The organism is Lysobacter sp. Root76 (assembly GCF_001428685.1).
GTDB lineage: Bacteria > Pseudomonadota > Gammaproteobacteria > Xanthomonadales > Xanthomonadaceae > Lysobacter.
This window is the reverse complement of record NZ_LMIK01000001.1, coordinates 357,294-372,762: the sequence shown is the minus strand read 5'-3', so window position 1 is coordinate 372,762 and position 15,469 is coordinate 357,294. Positions and strand designations below refer to the sequence as shown.

The window sequence follows — 15,469 nt, the reverse complement described above, 5'->3', positions numbered from 1 at the left end:
TTCCAATGCTGATCCTGACGCGTCGCGTCGGTGAGACCCTGATGATCGGCGACTCGGTGACCGTCACCGTGCTCGGCGTCAAGGGCAACCAGGTGCGTATCGGTATTACCGCACCGAAAGATGTCGCTGTGCATCGCGAAGAGATCTACCAGCGCATCCAGCGCGGCGAAGAACCGGCGGACGACTCCGGCAAAAACGCGGCAGGCTGATAAAAAGGTTTGCCGCGCGCGGGACGAGCCGTTATGCTTCCCGCCCGCGAACGCTGTACGTGTTTCCGCGGAGACTTGCCCGAGAGGCCGAAGGGGCTCCCCTGCTAAGGGAGTATGGGGTCAAAAGCTCCATCGAGGGTTCGAATCCCTCAGTCTCCGCCAGTTGTAACGAAGGCCGCCTTGGGGCGGCTTTTGTCTGCGGAAGGTTTCGTACGCGAGCGGTCATGCGAACGAAATCCGACGCAGAAACGGCATCGAAAGGTTTGACGATTTAATGCGGTTCCGTCATAATTCTTCGACTGCGCGCCCGTAGCTCAGCTGGATAGAGCACCAGGCTACGAACTTGGGGGTCGGGAGTTCGAATCTCTCCGGGCGCACCATATAAAGCGAAAGGCCGACAAGGAAACTTGTCGGCCTTTTTGCTTTTCTTGGTCTTCGCAACGCCCACGCGATCCAGGCCGGCGATGCGGCCCCGCACATGTGCCGACGTCGTTCCATTGTGGGAGCGGCGTAAGCCGCGATCCGCTGGCTTACCGAAACAGGCAGCCCGCCGGCGACGCGCTGGGCCGAAGCCGCGCGACCGGCGGCGTCGCAGCCGATCGGGCTTGCGCGATCGCGGCTTACGCCGCTCCTACAGGAAGCAGCGACGTGTTTCGTGCGGGGCGACTCCAACAGGAAATAGCGACGCGTTTCGCGCCATGCGACTCCCACAGGAAGCGGCGACGTGTTTCGTGCGGGGCGACTCCCACAGGAAGTGGCGACGTGTTTCGTGCGGGGCGACCCGGGGGGCGCGATACGGTGAGCCCGTACTTTTCTGTCAGGGCTGTGTCGAGACGCTCCCGCTGCCTTCTGTGGGAGCGGCGTAAGCCGCGATCGCGGCACAGCATTCGTTGCGTCGGCCGCGACCAACGCCGCTCCTGCCTCAAAGCGGCACTCACGCTGAAGCCACGTCCGAGCTGCGCCGTTCGAGTGCCGTCTCGCCGAATCAGCGCTCGATAAAGCGCAGCCCCACGCCCGGTTCGGTGACGATGTAGCGCGGCGCGGCCGCGTCGTCGCCGAGCTTGTGGCGCAGTTTGCCGACCAGGATGCGCAGGTAGTGGGTGTCGTGCTGGTGGGTCGGGCCCCAGAGTTCGCGCAGTAGCTGCGGCTGGGTGACCACGCGGCCGGCATGCTGAACCAGCAGCGCCAGCAGCGCGTATTCCTTGCGCGCCAGGGCGACGCTTTCGCCGTCCAGGCGCACCTCGCGCCGGGCCAGGTCGATGCGCAGGCGGCCGTCGTCGAACACCGGCAGGGCCTCGCCCTGGGTCGCGTGCGAGCGCAGCAGCGCGCGCACGCGCGCCATCAGCTCCTGTACGCCGAAAGGCTTGGTCACGTAGTCGTTGGCGCCGGCGTCGAGCGCGGCGACTTTCTCGGCTTCGCCGGCGCGCACGGTCAGCAGGATCACCGGCACCGACGACCACTGGCGCAGCTCGCGCAGCACTTCGTGGCCGTCGCGGTCGGGCAGGCCGAGGTCGAGGATCACCAGATCGGCGCCATGCGTCGCCAGCGCCTCCAGGCCGCCGGCGCCGGTGTCGGCGGTTTCCACGGCGTAGCCCTGCGCGCGCAGGCTGATATCGAGGAACTTGCGGATTTGCGGCTCGTCGTCGACCACCAGCACGCGTGCGGTCTGGGTGGCGACGTCGGCGGCGGTGTCCTCGGTCATGCGGTTGCGGGCGCGGCGGGTTCGATGAGTGGCAGGGTAATGCGGATCGTGGTGCCGCGGCGATCATGCTCATCCGGGGCGCCCGGTAGCGCCTCGACGCTGCCGCCGTGGGCGCCGATCATGCCCTGGCAGATCGCCAGGCCCAGGCCGGTGCCTTGGCGGCCGCGGTCGCCTCGCTCGACGCTGTAGAACATGTCGAAGATGCGCTTGCGCTCGTCCTCGGGAATGCCGGGGCCGCGGTCGCGCACGTCGATGCGCAACTGGCCGTCGACGTGGCGCGCTTCGACGGTGACGGCTTCGCCCGCGGGCGAGAACTTGGCGGCGTTCTCCAGCACGTTGAACAAGGCCTGCTCGACCAGGGCCGGGTGGACCCAGATCGGACCCAGCTCCGGTTCCAGCCGGATCTCGAAGCGCGCGCCCGGTTCGTAGCGCTGCAGGCGCGTCACCGCCGAGCCGATCAGTTCGTCGACGCCGATCCAGTCGCGGTTGAGGGTGAGCCCGCCGTGGCCGAGCCGGGTCATGTCGAGCAGGTTCTGGATGTAGCGGTCCAGGCGCTCGCCTTCGATGCGCACCGTTTCCAGCAGGCTGTGGCGGTCCTCGCGACTCATCGCCTCGGCGTAGTTGTCCAGGCTGCTGGCTGCGCCGATGATCGCCGCCAACGGCGAGCGCAGGTCGTGCGAGACCGACGACAGCAGCGCCGAGCGCAGGCGTTCGGTCTCGCCGCTGACGCGGGCGTTTTCCAGGTCGGCGACCAGGCGCGTGCGCACCGCCGCCTGGGCGATGTCCTCGGCCATGGCTTCGGCCAGTCGCTGTTGCTCCGGGCCGAGCCGGCCGCCGCGTTGCGGGAAGCGCAGGCCGATCACGCCGCCGTCGCCGCCGGCCAACGGCAGGAACCACCAGTCCGAGCCGGCGAGGGTGTCGGTGTAGCGCCCGGCCGGCCGGCGGTGGCGCAGGCTCCAATCGGCGGCGGCGCGGTCCTTGTCGGTCAGTTCGGGCAGGTCGGCGCCGTGCAGGCCGGTGTCGCCGAAGCGCACAATGGCGTCGGCGCCCAGCGAGCGCCGCAAGGCGTCGCGCGCGGCCTGGGTCACTTGGCCCAGGTCGGCGGCGGCGGCGAGTTGGCGCCCCAGGGTCTGCAGCGCGATCGCGTGCGCATTGGCCGCGCGCAGCGCCAGCACCTGCATGCGCAGCTTCGACGCCAGGCGGCCGGCGACCAGGGCCGCGACCAGGAACAGCACCACCGTGGTCACGCCCTGGCTGGCGCCGATCAGCAAGGTGTAGCGCGGTTCGATGAAGAAGAAGTTGTAGGCGAAGAAGCACAGCACCGCCGCGATCACCGCCGCGGTCATGCGCGTGCGCGCGGCGACCACGACCACCGCGACGATGAAGATCAGCGACAGATCGTCCAGGCCGATCCAGCGTTCGGCGATCCAGGCCAGCGCGGTCGCCAACGCCGCCGCGATCACCGCCAGGCCGGCGTCGGAGCGGGTCAGCAGGCCGCCGAGCGGACGCAGCGCGCGGCGCGCCTTGGCGCGCGCCTCCGGAGTGCTGACGATGGTCAGTTCGTAGTGCGCGCCGCGCTGGATCAGCTGCTGGGTCAGGGTGCGGTTGAACATGCGCGCGACCGGGCGCTCGCGGGTGCGGCCGAGCACGATCGCGCTGATGCCGGCGCGCGCGGCGTGATCGAGCAGCGCGTCGACGATGCTGGCGCCATGCAGCACCGCGGTGTCGCCGCCGAGCCGGCGCGCGAGCGCGAAGGCGCGGTCGAGTTCGACCTGCTGCGCATCCGCCGGCGCGGCGCCGGTCTGCACCGTGACCACGGTCCAGGGCGCGTCGCGGCGTTCGGCCAGGCGGCGCGCGATCCGCACCAGGTATTCGGACTGGCCGCGCCCGTCGATCGCCACCAGCACGCCACGGCGCAGCGGCACACCGGGTAGGCCGCGCGCGGTCTGGGCCTCGCGCAGATCGCTGTCGACGCGGTCGGCGGCGGTCTGCATCGCCAGTTCGCGCAGCGCGGTCAGGTTGCTGGGCGAGAAGAACGCCTGCAGCGCATGCGCGGCCTGATCGGGCACGTAGACCTTGCCCTGTTGCAGGCGCTCGATCAGTTCGCGCGGCGGCAGATCGACCAGCACGATGTCGCGCAGGCGGTCGAACAGCGCATCGGGCACGGTCTCGCCGACGCGCACACCGGTGATGCGGTGGACGACGTCGTTGAGGCTTTCCAGGTGTTGGATGTTGACCGTGCTGTAGACGTCGATGCCGGCGTCCAGCAGTTCGGCCACGTCCTGCCAGCGTCGCTCATGGCGGCTGCCGGGCGCGTTGCGGTGCGCCAGCTCGTCGACCAGGGCCAGCTTGGGCCGGCGCGCGAGCAGGGCGTCGAGATCCATCTCCTCGATCGTGCGGCCCTGGTACTCGATGCGCTTGCGCGGCAGCAGCTCCAGGCCGTCGACCAGGGCGCCGGTTTCGGCGCGGCCGTGGGTTTCGACGATGCCGATCACGACATCGGCGCCGCGGCGCTGCAGTTCGCGCGCGCGGCTGAGCATGGCGTAGGTCTTGCCCACTCCGGGCGCGGCGCCGAGAAAAACGGTCAGGCGGCCGGCGCCCTGGCGTTGGAGTTCGCCGATCAGGGCGTCTGCCTGAGCGCTGCGGGCATCGGTCATGGGCGGCATTGTGCGCTCTGTTTCGTGGGCGGCGTAGTGAAAACCGCGGCGACGCCCTGCTCGCCGCGATCGCTCCCTCTCCCGCGGTCGGCGGGAGAGGGTCTTGTGACGGACTTAGCGGCGGGCATCCAGCGCTAGGTTGAGTTCGAGCACGTTGACGCGCGGTTCGCCGAGCAGGCCGAACTGACGCGGCAGTGTGTGCGCGACGACCATCGCGTCGACATCGGCGGCGGACAGGCCGCGCGCCTTGGCCACGCGCGCGACCTGGACCTGCGCCGCGCGCGGCGACAGGTGCGGGTCGAGGCCACCGCCGGACTGGGTGATGAGCTCGGCCGGAACGTCGCTCACCGCGATGCCGTCGCGCTCGGCCACCGCGATCGCGGTCTCGGCCATGCGCTTGCGCAGGTCCGGATTGGTGCGCGCCAGGTTGCTGCCGGCGGCGGCCATCGGATCGTAGTTGGCCGCCGACGGACGCGGCTGGAAGTAGCGCGCGTCGGCGAAGGGCTGCGCGACCAGGGTCGAGCCGCGCACCTTGCCGTCCTGCAGCGCGAGGCTGCCGGTGGCCTGCCAGGGGAAGGCGAGCCGGCCCAGCGCGGTGCCGGCGAGGCAGTACAGCAGGCCGAAGCCGAGCAGGACGACCAGGGCGAACAGCAGGGGCGCGCGCAGCGGGGTGCGGTCGTCGATGGTGCGGGTTTGGGAAAGGCTGGTGGTGTTCATCGCAGTTCCTGGAAAACGTAGGGGCGCGGCGGTTTCAGGCGATCGCGGCCAAGGCCATGTCGATCAACTTGATGCCCACGAACGGCAGCAGCACGCCGCCGAGGCCGTAGATCAGCATGTTCCGGCGTAGCAGCACGACCGCGCTGGCGGGCTTGAAGCGCACGCCCGCCAGGGCGAGCGGAATCAAGGCCGGGATGATGATCGCGTTGAAGATCAGCGCCGCCAGCACCGCATTGCCCGGGCTGGACAGCCGCATCACGTTGAGCGCGGCCATCTGCGGAATCGCCGCGGCGAACAGCGCCGGCAGGATCGCGAAGTACTTGGACACGTCATTTGCGAGCGAGAACGTGGTCAGCGCGCCGCGCGTGATCAGCTGCTGCTTGCCGACCTCGACCACCGCCAGCAGCTTGGCCGGATCCGAGTCCAGATCGACCATGTTGCCGGCTTCCTTGGCCGCCTGGGTGCCCGAGTTCATCGCCAAGCCGACGTCGGCCTGGGCCAGCGCAGGGGCATCGTTGGTGCCGTCGCCGACCATCGCGACCAGGCGGCCGCCGGCCTGCTCGGCGCGGATGCGCGCGAGCTTGTCCTCCGGACGCGCCTCGGCGATGTAGTCGTCGACGCCGGCCTCGGCGGCGATCGCCGCGGCGGTCAGCGGGTTGTCGCCGGTGATCATCACCGTGCGCACGCCCATCGCGCGCAGCCGGGCGAAACGCTCCCTGACGCCGTGCTTGACCACGTCCGACAGCTCGACCACGCCGAGCACATGGCGCCCTTCGGACACCACCAGCGGAGTGGCGCCGCCGCGCGCGACCTGCTCGATGCGCGCGGTCAGCTCCGGCGCCACGTCGCCGCCGAGACCGCGCACGTACTGGCCGATCGTGTCGCCGGCGCCCTTGCGGATCGCGCGGCCGTCGTCGAGATCGACGCCGGACATGCGTGTCTGCGCGGTGAACTGCAGGTAGCGGGCATGGTCGGGTTCGGCCACGGCGCTGTGCTGCTCGCGTGCCAGGCGCACGATCGACTTGCCTTCGGGCGTGGGATCGGCGAGCGAGGCGAGCAGGGCCGCATCGCGCAACTGCGAGCGGTCGACGCCGGCCAACGGGTGGAATTCGGTCGCCTGGCGGTCGCCGTGGGTAATGGTGCCGGTCTTGTCGAGCAGCAGTACGTCGACATCGCCGGCGATCTCGACCGCCTTGCCGGATTTCGCCAGCACGTTGGCCGACAGCGCGCGGTTCATGCCGGCGATGCCGATCGCCGGCAGCAGGCCGCCGATGGTGGTCGGGATCAGGCACACCAGCAGCGCGATCAGCAGCAGCGGATCGAGCTTGGCGCCGACGAAGCCGGCCAGCAGGGGCAGGGTCGCGACCACGATCAGGAAGGTCAGCGTCATCGCCGCCAGCAGCATGGTCAGGGCGATTTCGTTCGGCGTCTTCTGGCGGTTGGCGCCTTCGACCAGGGCGATCATGCGGTCGAGGAAGCTGCCGCCCGGCTCGGCGCTGACCCGCACTACGATTTCGTCCGACAGCACCTTGGTGCCGCCGATCACGCCGGAGCGGTCGGTGCCGGCCTCGCGCAGCACCGGTGCGGATTCGCCGGTGACCGCCGATTCGTTGATCGTTGCCACGCCTTCGACGATTTCGCCGTCGGCCGGAATCAACTCGTTCTCCGAGACGATCACGCGATCGCCGCGCTTGAGTTGGGTGGCCGCCACGCGCGTTTCCACGCCGTTGTCGTCGATGCGGCGCGCGACCAGATCGCGGCGCGCGGCGCGCAGCGACGCGGCCTGGCCGCGGCCGCGCGCTTCGGCCACGGCCTCGGCGAAGTTCGCGAACAGTACGGTCACGAACAGGACCAGAGTGACAGCGATACCGAAGCCGACGTTGCCCGGCACGGCCGCGGTGATCAGCGCCGACAGGATCGTGCCCAGCAGCACGACCGCCATCACCGGACTGCGCAGGGCCTGGCGCGGCGACAGCTTGCGGAAGGATTCGAGCAGGGCGATGCGGAAAGCCGCGCCGTCCAGCCCGGCCGCGGCATGGCGGCGTTGGGTACCCAGATGTTGTTGTTCGCTCACGGTCATTACCTCAGAGAGCCGGCGACGGCGTAGCGGCGGTCGACACGGCGGCCAGCGACAGGTGATCGGCCACCGGGCCCAGCACCAGCGCAGGCATGAATTGCAGTACGGTCAGGATCACGATCACCGCGATCAGGGTCAGGGCGAAGGTCGGCGTTTCCACGTGCAGGGTTCCGCTGCCTTCCGGCGCGACGCGCTTGCGCGCGAGCAGGCCGGCGACGGCCAGCGGCACGATCAGGGCCGGATAGCGGCCCAGCGCCAGCACCGCCGAGCAGCTCAGGTTCCACCAATAGGTGGCGTCGCCCAGGCCCTCGAAACCGGAACCGTTGTTGGCGAAGGCCGAGGTGTACTCGTAGAACACCTGAGCGATGCCGTGGAAGCCCGGATTGGAATTGCCGGTGATCGACGGCAGCGCCACGGTGATCGCGGTGAAGCCCAGCACCACCAGCGGCTGCAGCAGGATCAGCAAGGCCAGCAGGCGCACCTCGGGCGCTTCGATCTTGCGTCCGAACAATTCCGGCGTGCGTCCGGTCATCAGGCCGGCCAGGAACACCGCCAGCAGCAGATACACCAGGAACTGCTGCAAGCCGCAGCCGATGCCGCCCCAGATCGCGTTGACCAGCATGTTGACCAGGGCCACGCCGCCGGTCAGCGGCGCCAGCGAGTCGTGCATGGCGTTGACCGAGCCGTTGCTGGTCTGGGTGGTGACCGCGGCCCACAGCGCCGAAGTGGTGGCGCCGAAGCGGACTTCCTTGCCTTCCATCAACGCTGCGTCGGTGCTGGTCGGCGAGTACGCCTCCGACACCACCGCGGCGCCGGTCGAGATCACCGACATCAGCAGCATGCTGCCGAACACCATCGCGGTGAGGCGGCGGCGTCCGGTGAACGGTCCGACCATGAAGGTCACCGCGATCGGGATTAAGATGATCGCGAGGATTTCCAGCAGGTTGGAGAACGGGGTCGGGTTTTCCAGCGGCACCGAGCTATTGGGGCCGTACCAGCCGCCGCCGTTGGTGCCCAACTGCTTGGCTGCGACCATGGGCGCGACCGGACCCAGCGGAATCTTCTGCCCCTTCATCTCCACGCTGGCGTCGACCGGCTGCACGCTGGGGCCGGCGCTCAAGGTCGAGGGCACGCCCTGTGCGGTCAGCAGCAGCGCCCACAGCAGGCACAGCGGCAGCATGAAGCGCAGGGTGGCGCGGGTCACGTCGACCCAGTAGTTGCCCAGGTCGCGGGCTTCGCCCTCGGCCGGAAGCTTGGCCTTGGCGGCGCTGCGCGCGCCGTACACCGGGCCGGATGCGGGCACCTGGTCGGCGGGCGCTTCGCAAGCCGCCTCGCAGGCCTCGCGGCCGGCGTCCATCGCCTGGCGGCCGCCGAACAATCCGCGCAGCGTGGCCACCACCATCGCCAGCCCCATCATCGGCGTCGCCACCTGCAGGCCGACGATGCCGACCATCTGCGAGAGATAGCTCAGCTGCGCCTGGCCGGAGTAGTGCTGCTGATTGGTGTTGGTCAGAAACGACACCATGGTGTGCAGGGCCGTGTCCCAACGCAGGTTGGGGATGCCGTCAGGATTCAGGGGCAGCCAGGCCTGGGTCATGAACTGCAGCCACACCAGCACCGCAAGAACCAGATTGCTCAGCACGAAGGCGCGGGCGTAGCCGCGCCAGCTCATGCCGCGCGCCGGGTCGGTGCCCAGCGCGCGATAGATCGCGCGCTCGAACGGCCCGAACACGCGGTCGAGCTTGGAGGGCGCGCCGCGCATCACGCGCGCCAAATACAAGCCCAGGGGCCAGCCCAGGCCGATCGCGAGCGCGAATACCAGAAAGATGTCGATCATCGTCGTCAACCAAACAGAAAGTGATCAGCGCCGCCCCTCCAGGGACGGCGCCGATGGGGCGCGAGGCGGCGTGACCGGCCTCGCACCATGAGGGCCGCGGCGAGGCCGTCCCGGCCTCGCGCGTCGCCGCTACGCCTAGAAGTCTTCAGGGCGCAGCACGACGTAGAGGAGGTAGGCGGCGACCACCAGTACCGATACCGCGCAAACCATGGCTAGCCAACCGGGCATGCTCGTGTCTCCTTAGAAGGACGCCTGCAGCGCCGCTTCGATGCGGTTGCCGGCGTAGTCGTCGCCGAAGATCCGCTTGGCGCCGGAATCGGTCGCGTGCGCGGTCAGGCGCAGTTCCAGCGGCGCCTTGACCGCCCACACCGCGCTGAGCTGCGCATGCGCGTAGCTCTCGTCGTAGACCTCGTCGAGGTAGTAGTAGCCGGCGGCGGCTTCGAAGCGGAAACGGTCGTTGATCGGGAACTTGGCGCCGAGTTGCGTATAGACGCCGCTGTCGCGGCTGCCCAGCGCCTCGTTCGAGTAACCCAGCGACAGCCAGTAGTTGTCGGCGTAGGTCAGGGTGCCGTTGAGTTCGGTCCAGTTGAGATCGACCGTGGTCGAGGGGTAGCGGTAGTGCAGGACGTTGACGTCCAGCGCGCAGTCCTGCGACAGCTTGCCGGCCCAGCCGACGGTGAAGTCGAGCTCGCTGCTGGCGTGGGTCGCCGGCGCGAACTCGACGTTGGAGCCCCACACCGAGCCGTAGAAGCCGGAATCGCCGGCGAATTTGAAGCCCGCCTGCGCGGCGGGATCGCCCTGGGTCTGGGTACTGCCGCGCCAGACGTAGTCGCTGGTCAACGCGGCGTTGCCGGTGAGCGTGGCGGCATCGGCGCGTGCGCCCAACGCCAGCAGGCCGGCGCCGGTGCAGACGGCGAAAACCAAGGGAATGGACGCCTCACGCAGGCGCAGCGGTTGCATCGACATTTCGGGTTCCGAGTTGCGAACGAAGCCGGATCGGCCACGTCGCCATTCTCGAAACCGCTGCCGTAAAACCTCTATTCCACCCGCGCCGGCGGGCGTAAATTCAGCGTAAAACCCGCGCAACGGCCGCATGACGGCGCGTTGCGGCGCCGGCGCGGTTCAGCGCATCAGCACTGCGGCGACCGCGCCGGGCTGCTTCATCCAGGCGAAGTGATCGGCGCGCGTGCCGAGCATGCGGCCGTCGAGCGTGTCGATGCGGCTCTGCGCGCGCGGCAGCTTGGTCAGCAGGAAACGCAGCGAGGATTCCGGCGCCAGCCAGTCGCTGTCCAGCGTCAGCGCACGCGCCTCGACTTCGACCTGCGCCATCGCGGCCTCCAGATCGATGTCGACGCCGGCCGCGGCGTAGCGGCCGCTGAGCGCGCTGCGCGCCCAGTCGCGGATCAGTCCGCGCGCCTCGTCGCCGCCGAAACCGACGCGGCGGCCGGGCAGGGCGCCGCGGCGATCCGCGAGCCAGGGCAGGAAGCGGTAGGCGAACGGCAGCCACCAGCGCGAACGCGGCGGAAACGCGCGCCAGTACGGTGCGCCGCTGGCGACCAGCCACAGGCGCGTCGGCCGTTCGGCCGCACCGTCGCGGGCGAGCAGGCCGAGCCGACAAGCCGCCAGCTGCCCACCCAGGCTGTGGCCGCCGAGGATGCGCGGCAGGTTCGGTAGCTGCGCGGTCACCGCGGCCTCGCTGTGCGGCAGATCGTGCAGCAGCAGTTCGCGATACCCCCAATTGTTGGCTCGATTCGCGCGCAGGCTGCTGCCGCCGTTGCCGCGCCACTCGTGCACGAACACCGCGATGCCGCGCGCGGCCAGGGCTTCGGCGAACGGCAGATAGTGCCTGGCGGCGACGCCGAGCGCGGGCAGCCACAGTAGGCTCGCCTGCGGCGCGCGCGGCAGACGCGCGAGCAAGGCCCAGCGGTGGCCGCCTTCGGCTTGCAGCGGCAGTTCCAGGGTCTGGATTTGCGGCGGCTGGGTTTCCAGCGTCGGGGTTTCCAGAGGAGGAGTCGGGTCAGTCATGCGGCGCGGCACCGTAGTGGTCGAGGACGACGACATCGCCGCGTCCGGGGCGGTAGCCGCCGCGCAGCGCGGCGTGCACGTAGTCGGCGGCGGCGACGCAGCTCTCGCGCAGGTCGCGTCCGCGCGCGAGGTTGGCGGCGACCGCCGAGGCCAGGGTGCAGCCGGTGCCGTGCGCTTCCAGGCGCAGGCGCGGATGCGCGATCGCGTGCACCCCCTGATCGTCACCCAGGTAATCGACCACGTCGCCGTCGTCGCGCAGGTGGCCGCCCTTGAGCAGCACCGCGTTCGCGCCCATCGCGCGCAATCCGGCGATGGCCTCGCGCATCGCGGTCTGGTCGGGGATCGGCCGGCCCAGCAGCAGCTCGGCTTCGGGCAGATTGGGGGTGATCACCCCGGCCAGCGGCAGCAGGCGCGCGCGCAGCGCGGCCAGCGCTTCGGGTTCGAGCAGGCGCGCGCCGGAGGTGGCGACCATCACCGGGTCCAGCACCACCTGCGGCGGCCGGTAACGCTCCAGCGCATCGGCCACGGTTTCGATCACCGCGGCATTGGCGAGCATGCCCAGCTTGACCGCGCCGATAGCGAAATCGTCGAAGCAGGCGTCGATCTGGGCGCGCAGGAAGCCCAGATCGGGCACGTGCACCGCGGTCACCCCGCGGGTGTGCTGGGCGGTCAGGGCGGCGATCGCGCTGAGCCCGTGCACGCGGTGCGCGGCGAAGGTCTTGAGGTCGGCCTGGATGCCGGCGCCGCCGCCGGAGTCGGAACCGGCGATGGTGAGGGCGGAAATCGGGGGAGGCGTCATTGCGGGGGCGGGGCGGCCGGGCGTCGGTACGGGTCGGGAGACGATATCGCATCGCCCGGGGCGGGTCGCGGCGGGCGCTTCGCGCAGAATCGGCCTTGCGGCGCCCGGCGACCCGGTTTCGCCGCGCCGATATTATTCTGCGGACCGCGATTTCCTATTTGCACCGGCCATGGGGGTTTTTGCCCATGCCGGGCGGCTAATAATTGCGCGATACCAGGGAAATGATTCCGACCAGCTGTTTCCTGATCTGGAAGGGGATTTTTCGGAGCGAATCCAGGCATTCGGACTCGATATCGTCCTGGGCGTAGTCGTCGGTGCGCATCGCCGGGGTCCAGGCGTCCTCGCCCGGCTTGACCGGGCCGCGCCCGGTGCCCAGCCATTCGAGGCAGACGCCGGTGGCCAGGGCGATCGCGATCAAATGGTGCATCGAGGGATGGCTGCCGTCCTTGCGCTCCCACTGCGCCACCGCGCTGCGCTGCACCCCCACCATGTTGGCCAGCGCCAGCTGGGAAATACGGGACAAAGTACGGGCGCGCCGTATGCGCTCCGGTAGTGCCGCCATGAGTGATCTCCCCTAGTACCCAGGGATCATGCCTCAGTGTTTCGGTAACGCGATAGCGGTACGCGACGCGATTGGTGCGGATTGGGTAACGCGTCACAGGCACGGCCCTGTGCAGGTTGCTCATGCCGGAAACCGCCGGCTCGCCGGCTATTCATGTTAGCGGGATCGGACGTTGCAGCATTATCGGACGGTAGATGAGCATTCTCGCCGCCGATGCATGCGCCCGCACTCGGTGTTTCTGGTGAATATGTCCGCTGGTCAAACGCAACCTGGCGCCCTCTCAAAATTACGGATACGGGGGTTATATGCGTAGGAAAGGCAAAATACTGATCGCACTGCTGGCTGTGGCACTGCCGGCAGCGGCCGTGGGTGTCGGGCTGTTCGGCACCAACACGACCGGGCTGGCGCCTGAAGCGATGCGCGGAGAGCTGGCGCAGGATATCGTCGACCGATGGTCGCCTTATGTGGAACGCAGTTACGGGGCGATGGGAGCCGGCTGGGGTGAGCGTATGGAAGGCACGCTGCAGTCCGCCGACATCAGCAACCTCGAACTCGCTGCCAGCGCGACCAGCTTCGAACAAATGAACGCGGCGCTGTTGGGCGCAGGCGGCGGATCGGGCATGGCCACGGCCAAGGGCGCGCCCGACGTGCAGCCGACCAGCCTGGGTGCGCCGGGCGAGGACCTGGTCTACACGCCGTTGAACCCCTGCCGCATCGTCGACACCCGCGTGGTCGGCGGGCCGATCGCGGCCAACGGCACGCGCAGCTTCAAGTCCTACACCACCACCGACTTCACCTCGCAAGGTGGCGAGACCTCCAACTGCAACCTGCCGCAGAACGTCTCGGCCCTCACGGTCAAGATCACCTCGGTGTACCCGGCCAACGACGGCTACTTCACTGCGTATCCGTTCAACGAGGCCAAGCCGCTGGCGTCGTCGTTGAACTACAGCGCGGGGTTGATCCTCTCGGACGAGTCGCATATCCGTCTGTGCCGTCCGGCCTGCCCGAGCGAGTTCAACGTCTACAGCTACGCTCAGTCCGAAGTCGTGATCGACGTGACCGGCTACTTCATCGAACCCGAAGCGACCGCGCTCGACTGCACCATCGCCCAGGAGAGCGGAAGCCTGGCCCTGCTCAGCGGCCTACAGACCAAGGACGTGCAATGCCCGACCGGTTACGCGGCCACCGGCGGCGGCTGCGGCGGCGTGCTCGGCATCGGGGTCAGCAACTCCGAGCCGATGGTGGTCAGCGGCCAGCCGGTGGGCTGGCAGTGCGACCTGGTGGGTTCATTGCTCAGTGTGCTCGGCTATCAGGTCAACGCGACCTGCTGCCGCGTGCCCGGACGCTGACGGAACGAGCGAGCGCAAGGATGCGGGTACCTGGAAGCCGGCCGCGAGGCCGGCTTCCTTTTTTTGGGCTTGTTTCAGGGCTTACAGCACTTCCGAAGCATAGTCGGCCAGGCGCGAACGCTCGCCGCGGCGCAGGGTCACGTGCGCGCTGTGCGCCCAGCCCTTGAAGCGGTCGACGGCATAGGTGAGGCCGGACGTGGTCTCGGTCAGGTAGGGCGTGTCGATCTGTTCGACATTGCCCAGGCAGACGATCTTGGTGCCGGGGCCGGCACGCGTGATCAGGGTCTTCATCTGCTTGGGCGTCAGGTTCTGCGCCTCGTCCAGGATCAGCCAGCGGCTGAGGAAGGTACGGCCGCGCATGAAGTTCATCGAACGGATCTTGATCCGCGAGGCCAGCAGGTCGTTGGTCGCCGCGCGGCCCCAGGCGCCGCCGTCCTGATTGTGGGTCAGCACTTCCAGGTTGTCGGTGAGCGCGCCCATCCACGGGGTCATCTTTTCCTCCTCGGTGCCGGGCAGGAAGCCGATGTCCTCGCCGACGCTGACCGTGGCGCGGGTCATGATGATCTCGCGGTAACGCTGCTGGTCCATGGTCTGGGCCAGGCCCGCCGCCAACGCCAACAGCGTCTTGCCGGTGCCGGCGGTGCCGAGCAGGGTGACGAAGTCGATCTCCGGGTCCATCAGCGCGTTGAGCGCGAAGTTCTGTTCGCGGTTGCGCGCGATGATGCCCCACACCGCATGCTGGTTGTGGCGGTAGTCGTCGACGATCTGCAGGGTCACGCGGTCGTCGCCGACCTTGCTGACCTTGAGTTCGGATTCTTCGTCGCCGGGCAGGAACAGGAACTGGTTCGGATACCAGTCGTCGTCCTTGGTGCGGGCGATCTCGTAGTAGGTGCGGCCCTTCTCGGTCCAGGACTTGAGGTCCTTGCCGTGGCGCTGCCAGAAGTCTTCCGGCAATGCGGTCGCGCCGGTGTAGAGCAGGCTGAAATCGTCGAGCGCGCGGTCGTTCTCGTAGTCTTCCGACGCGATCCCGGCGATCGCCGCCTTGATCCGCAGGTTGATGTCCTTGGACACGAACACCACCGGCGCGCCGGGCTCGCTCTCCTTGAGGGCGAGGATCGCGCCGAGGATGTGGTTGTCCGGGATCACTGCGCCGAAGCGCTTGCCGCTGTCGAAGGCCTCGGTCTGGAAACGCAGCTTGCCGATGCTCTGCTCGCCGCGCAGTTGCAGGCCCTGCGGGCGCTTCAGGGTGAGGCCGACGGCGATCTTGTCGGTGCCCTCGGCTTCGATCAGTTCGTTGAGGAAACGGCTGACCTGGCGCGCGTTGCGGCTGGCTTCGGAGGTGCCTTTCTTGCCGTTGTCGAGCTCTTCGATGACCTGCATCGGCAGATAGACGTCGTGCTCTTGGAACTTGAACAGCGCGGTGGGGTCGTGCATCAGCACGTTGGTGTCGAGGACGTAGATGCGCTTGCTTCGGGTCATTCCGATGCCTCGTGGCAGGTGGGTACGGCGCTGTGCGGATACGACGGGTGGAACTC

General features: G+C 68.9%; 13 protein-coding genes and 2 tRNA genes. 4 read left to right on the top strand and 11 right to left on the bottom strand.

The features are described from left to right. Window positions 1-5: 5 nt before the first annotated feature. From csrA to ASE10_RS01510, 3 genes are all read left to right on the top strand, one after another. Window positions 6-209: a carbon storage regulator CsrA gene (gene csrA, locus ASE10_RS01520; protein ID WP_055899964.1), complete on the top strand. Its 204-nt coding sequence runs from the start codon at window positions 6-8 to the stop codon at window positions 207-209. A gap of 69 nt (window positions 210-278) precedes the next feature. After that, window positions 279-371: transfer RNA gene (locus ASE10_RS01515), tRNA-Ser, on the top strand. A 141-nt stretch (window positions 372-512) separates the two neighbouring features. Then, a tRNA-Arg gene (locus ASE10_RS01510) sits at window positions 513-589 on the top strand. A gap of 605 nt (window positions 590-1,194) precedes the next feature. Here the strand turns inward: ASE10_RS01510 and ASE10_RS01505 are convergent. The 10 genes from ASE10_RS01505 to ASE10_RS01465 all read right to left on the bottom strand — a co-directional run bounded on the left by ASE10_RS01505 (window position 1,195) and on the right by ASE10_RS01465 (window position 12,585). After that, window positions 1,195-1,911: a response regulator gene (locus tag ASE10_RS01505; RefSeq protein WP_055899961.1), complete on the bottom strand. Its 717-nt coding sequence runs from the start codon at window positions 1,909-1,911 to the stop codon at window positions 1,195-1,197. After that, the gene (locus ASE10_RS01500; RefSeq protein ID WP_056305603.1) at window positions 1,908-4,568 is read right to left on the bottom strand and encodes a sensor histidine kinase KdpD; all 2,661 of its coding nucleotides are present in this window, start codon (window positions 4,566-4,568) and stop codon (window positions 1,908-1,910) included. The genes ASE10_RS01505 and ASE10_RS01500 overlap by 4 nt, the downstream gene beginning before the upstream one ends. A gap of 114 nt (window positions 4,569-4,682) precedes the next feature. Beyond that, on the bottom strand, window positions 4,683-5,285 hold the full coding sequence (gene kdpC / locus ASE10_RS01495) for a potassium-transporting ATPase subunit KdpC (RefSeq protein WP_056305601.1): 603 nt from the start codon (window positions 5,283-5,285) through the stop codon (window positions 4,683-4,685). A 34-nt stretch (window positions 5,286-5,319) separates the two neighbouring features. Beyond that, window positions 5,320-7,341, bottom strand: a complete 2,022-nt coding sequence (gene kdpB / locus ASE10_RS01490; RefSeq protein WP_235567536.1) for a potassium-transporting ATPase subunit KdpB — start codon at window positions 7,339-7,341, stop codon at window positions 5,320-5,322. 28 nt (window positions 7,342-7,369) lie between these two features. Then, window positions 7,370-9,199 carry a potassium-transporting ATPase subunit KdpA gene (gene kdpA / locus ASE10_RS01485; RefSeq protein WP_056101732.1) on the bottom strand — a complete coding sequence of 610 codons (1,830 nt, stop codon included), beginning with the start codon at window positions 9,197-9,199 and terminating at the stop codon, window positions 7,370-7,372. 135 nt (window positions 9,200-9,334) lie between these two features. Continuing rightward, on the bottom strand, window positions 9,335-9,427 hold the full coding sequence (locus ASE10_RS19360; RefSeq protein ID WP_082559519.1) for a potassium-transporting ATPase subunit F: 93 nt from the start codon (window positions 9,425-9,427) through the stop codon (window positions 9,335-9,337). A gap of 12 nt (window positions 9,428-9,439) precedes the next feature. Beyond that, window positions 9,440-10,165, bottom strand: coding sequence for a TorF family putative porin (locus ASE10_RS01480; RefSeq protein WP_235567529.1), 726 nt, complete (start codon window positions 10,163-10,165; stop codon window positions 9,440-9,442). 156 nt (window positions 10,166-10,321) lie between these two features. Beyond that, the gene (locus ASE10_RS01475) at window positions 10,322-11,224 is read right to left on the bottom strand and encodes an alpha/beta hydrolase (protein ID WP_082559533.1); all 903 of its coding nucleotides are present in this window, start codon (window positions 11,222-11,224) and stop codon (window positions 10,322-10,324) included. After that, window positions 11,217-12,023, bottom strand: a complete 807-nt coding sequence (gene thiD / locus ASE10_RS01470; protein WP_055899946.1) for a bifunctional hydroxymethylpyrimidine kinase/phosphomethylpyrimidine kinase — start codon at window positions 12,021-12,023, stop codon at window positions 11,217-11,219. Before thiD ends, ASE10_RS01475 begins: the two co-directional genes overlap by 8 nt. Window positions 12,024-12,219: 196 nt before the next feature. Beyond that, window positions 12,220-12,585 carry a helix-turn-helix transcriptional regulator gene (locus tag ASE10_RS01465; protein WP_082559518.1) on the bottom strand — a complete coding sequence of 122 codons (366 nt, stop codon included), beginning with the start codon at window positions 12,583-12,585 and terminating at the stop codon, window positions 12,220-12,222. A gap of 305 nt (window positions 12,586-12,890) precedes the next feature. Between ASE10_RS01465 and ASE10_RS01460 the strand changes: the two genes are divergently transcribed. Further along, on the top strand, window positions 12,891-13,934 hold the full coding sequence (locus tag ASE10_RS01460) for a hypothetical protein (protein ID WP_157480959.1): 1,044 nt from the start codon (window positions 12,891-12,893) through the stop codon (window positions 13,932-13,934). A gap of 81 nt (window positions 13,935-14,015) precedes the next feature. Here ASE10_RS01460 and ASE10_RS01455 read toward each other — a convergent pair whose 3' ends face one another. Then, a complete protein-coding gene (locus tag ASE10_RS01455; protein ID WP_055899937.1) occupies window positions 14,016-15,413 on the bottom strand; it encodes a PhoH family protein in 1,398 nt (465 codons plus the stop codon). Window positions 15,414-15,469: the final 56 nt, after the last annotated feature.

Bases quoted from the DNA above. Each gene is read 5' to 3' on its own strand.
- csrA (WP_055899964.1), top strand. From the start codon at position 6: ATGCTGATCCTGACGCGTCGCGTCGGTGAGACCCTGATGATCGGCGAC.
- ASE10_RS01505 (WP_055899961.1), bottom strand. From the start codon at position 1,911: ATGACCGAGGACACCGCCGCCGACGTCGCCACCCAGACCGCACGCGTG.
- ASE10_RS01500 (WP_056305603.1), bottom strand. From the start codon at position 4,568: ATGACCGATGCCCGCAGCGCTCAGGCAGACGCCCTGATCGGCGAACTC.
- kdpC (WP_056305601.1), bottom strand. From the start codon at position 5,285: ATGAACACCACCAGCCTTTCCCAAACCCGCACCATCGACGACCGCACC.
- kdpA (WP_056101732.1), bottom strand. From the start codon at position 9,199: ATGATCGACATCTTTCTGGTATTCGCGCTCGCGATCGGCCTGGGCTGG.
- ASE10_RS19360 (WP_082559519.1), bottom strand. From the start codon at position 9,427: ATGCCCGGTTGGCTAGCCATGGTTTGCGCGGTATCGGTACTGGTGGTC.
- ASE10_RS01480 (WP_235567529.1), bottom strand. From the start codon at position 10,165: ATGTCGATGCAACCGCTGCGCCTGCGTGAGGCGTCCATTCCCTTGGTT.
- ASE10_RS01475 (WP_082559533.1), bottom strand. From the start codon at position 11,224: ATGACTGACCCGACTCCTCCTCTGGAAACCCCGACGCTGGAAACCCAG.
- thiD (WP_055899946.1), bottom strand. From the start codon at position 12,023: ATGACGCCTCCCCCGATTTCCGCCCTCACCATCGCCGGTTCCGACTCC.
- ASE10_RS01465 (WP_082559518.1), bottom strand. From the start codon at position 12,585: ATGGCGGCACTACCGGAGCGCATACGGCGCGCCCGTACTTTGTCCCGT.
- ASE10_RS01460 (WP_157480959.1), top strand. From the start codon at position 12,891: ATGCGTAGGAAAGGCAAAATACTGATCGCACTGCTGGCTGTGGCACTG.
- ASE10_RS01455 (WP_055899937.1), bottom strand. From the start codon at position 15,413: ATGACCCGAAGCAAGCGCATCTACGTCCTCGACACCAACGTGCTGATG.